Source organism: Bradyrhizobium sp. STM 3843, from assembly GCF_000239815.1.
Classification (GTDB): Bacteria; Pseudomonadota; Alphaproteobacteria; order Rhizobiales; family Xanthobacteraceae; genus Bradyrhizobium.
This window is the reverse complement of record NZ_CAFK01000068.1, coordinates 1-2920: the sequence shown is the minus strand read 5'-3', so window position 1 is coordinate 2920 and position 2920 is coordinate 1. Positions and strand designations below refer to the sequence as shown.

Annotated in this window: 2 protein-coding genes; both read left to right on the top strand. The window is 64.2% G+C overall.

What is annotated here, in order from left to right; genetic code table 11:
• A partial coding sequence (locus BRAS3843_RS09585) for a 2-oxo acid dehydrogenase subunit E2 (RefSeq protein WP_035981249.1) occupies window positions 1-1154 on the top strand: 1154 nt, incomplete at its 5' end.
• A gap of 131 nt (window positions 1155-1285) precedes the next feature.
• The gene (gene lpdA / locus BRAS3843_RS09580; RefSeq protein ID WP_008968640.1) at window positions 1286-2707 is read left to right on the top strand and encodes a dihydrolipoyl dehydrogenase; all 1422 of its coding nucleotides are present in this window, start codon (window positions 1286-1288) and stop codon (window positions 2705-2707) included.
• Window positions 2708-2920 lie beyond the last annotated feature (213 nt).

Below are 2920 nucleotides of genomic sequence, written 5' to 3'. Positions count from 1 at the left end.
AGGACGTCGCCGTCAATGACGTCATCGCGGTGCTTGCCGGTGACGGCGAGGACGTGAAGGCCGCAGGCAGCGCAGCGCCGACCAAGAGCGCGCCGCCGGCCGAGGCGCCCGCGCCGAAGCCCGCTGCCGCGGCTCCAGCCGCTTCTCCGGCGCCCGCCGCTGCACCGAAGCCGGCTGCAGCGCCCGCGCCGCAAGCCGCGGCACCCGCGCCGCAGATGAACGGCCACGACCGCGTGTTCTCTTCGCCGCTGGCGCGCCGTCTTGCCAAGGACGCCGGCATTGACCTCGCGCGCATCTCCGGCACCGGCCCGCATGGCCGCGTGATCGCGCGCGACGTCGAAGAGGCGAAGTCGGGCAAGGGCCTGAAGGCGCCGGCGGCGGCTCCCGCGGCTGGACTTGCGCTCGCGCCGTCGATGTCGGACAAGCAGATCCTGGCGCTGTTCGAGCCGGGCTCATATGACATCGTGCCGCATGACGGCATGCGACGCACCATCGCGCAGCGGCTCACGGCCTCGGTGCAGAATGTCCCGCACTTCTATCTCACGATCGACTGCGACATCGGCAAGCTTCTGGCTGCACGCGAGGAGATCAATGCGGCCGCACCGAAGGACAAGGAGAAGAAGCCGCTCTACAAGCTCTCGGTCAACGACTTCGTCATCAAGGCGATGGCGGTGGCGCTGCAGAAGATCCCGGACTGCAATGTCAGCTGGACCGAAGGCGGCATGGTCAAGCACAAGCATTCCGACGTCGGCGTCGCCGTGGCCATGCCCGGCGGCCTGATCACGCCGATCATCCGCAAGGCCGAGACCAAGACGCTGTCGGTGATCTCGGGCGAGATGAAGGATTTTGCCGCGCGTGCGCGCTCGCGCAAGCTGAAGCCGGAGGAATATCAGGGCGGCACCACCGCCGTCTCGAACCTCGGCATGTACGGCATCAATCACTTCACCGCCGTGATCAACCCGCCGCATGCGACGATCCTGGCCGTCGGCACATCAGAGGAACGGCCTGTTGTTCGCGGTGGCAAGATCGAGATCGCGAGCATCATGAGCGTGACCCTGTCCTGCGATCACCGTGCCATCGACGGCGCGCTCGGCGCCGAGCTGATCGGTGCCTTCAAGCAGCTGATCGAAAACCCCGTGATGATGATGGTTTGAGCGCAGACCGCGAATGAGTAGGGTGGGCAAAGGCGCAAGCCGCCGTGCCCACCTTATTTTATAGTTGTTAGATGGCGGTGGGCACGCTTCGCTTTGCCCACGCTACGAATTCGAGTTGAATGGGAACCGTTATGGCCGACACATCCTTCGACGTCATCATCATCGGCTCGGGGCCGGGCGGCTATGTGGCCGCGATCCGCGCCGCTCAGCTCGGCCTCAAGACCGCGATCGTCGAAAAATCCTATCTCGGCGGCATCTGCCTGAACTGGGGCTGCATCCCGACCAAGGCGCTTTTGCGCTCGGCCGAGATCTACCACTACATGCAGCACGCCAACGATTACGGCCTGTCCGCCGACAACATCAAATATGATCCGAAAGCAGTCGTTCAGCGTTCGCGCGGCGTCTCGAAGCGGCTGAACGATGGCGTCGGCTTCCTGATGAAGAAGAACAAGGTGTCCGTGATCTGGGGCCAGGCCACGATCGACGCGCCCGGCAAGATCAGCGTCAAGAAGTCCGAGGCCGAGGCGCCGAAGGGCGCGCTGGGCGAGGGCAGCTATCAGGCCAAGCACATCATCATCGCGACCGGCGCGCGGCCGCGCGTGCTGCCGGGGCTCGAGCCGGACAAGAAGCTGGTCTGGACCTATTTCGAGGCGATGGTGCCGGAGAAGATGCCGAAGTCGCTGCTCGTGATCGGCTCGGGCGCGATCGGCATCGAGTTCGCCTCCTTCTTCCACACCATGGGCTCCGACGTCACCGTGGTCGAGGTGCTGCCCCAGATCCTCCCGGTCGAGGATGCGGAGATCGCAGGCCTTGCCCGCAAGCGCTTTGAGAAGCAGGGCATCAAGATCATCACCGGCGCCGGCGTGAAGAAGCTGGAAAAGAAGGCCGACAGCGTGGTCGCGACCATCGAGGAGGCCCAGGGCAAGCAGCAGACGGTCGAGTTCGAGCGCGTGATCTCCGCGGTCGGCGTGGTCGGCAATATCGAGAATCTTGGGCTCGAGAAGCTGGGCGTGAAGACCGATCGTGGCTGCATCGCGATCGACGGCCTCGGCAAGACCAATGTGCCCGGCATCTACGCGATCGGCGACGTCGCGGGTCCCCCGATGCTCGCGCATAAGGCCGAGCATGAGGGTGTGATCTGCGTTGAGGCGATCAAGGGCCTGCATCCGCACGCCATGGACAAGCTCATGATCCCCGGCTGCACCTACTGCAATCCGCAGGTCGCCTCCGTCGGCCTCACCGAGGCGAAGGCGAAAGAGCAGGGGCGCGAGATCAGGGTTGGCCGCTTCCCCTTCGTCGGCAATGGCAAGGCGATCGCGCTCGGCGAGGACCAGGGCCTCGTCAAGGTGATCTTCGACAAGAAGACCGGCCAGCTTCTGGGTGCGCATATGATCGGCGCCGAGGTCACCGAGCTGATCCAGGGTTATGTCGTCGCGATGAATCTGGAGACGACAGAAGAAGAACTGATGCACACGGTGTTCCCGCATCCGACGCTGTCGGAGATGATGAAGGAAGCCGTGCTCGACGCCTACGGGCGCGTGCTGAATATCTAGTTGAGGTCCCAGCCGTCATGCGCGGGCTTGACCCGCGCTTCCATCACGCTTCCGGGAAATCTTGCCAAGAGGATGGATTGCCGGGTCGAGCCCGGCAATGACGGGTGCAAAAGGAAAGTCACGCCGTGAAAGCCAGCGATAATCTCACCATCGAGCGCCCGACCTTCGTCACCCATCTCGAATGCGCGATGGAAGGCGATCACTATCCTGCCG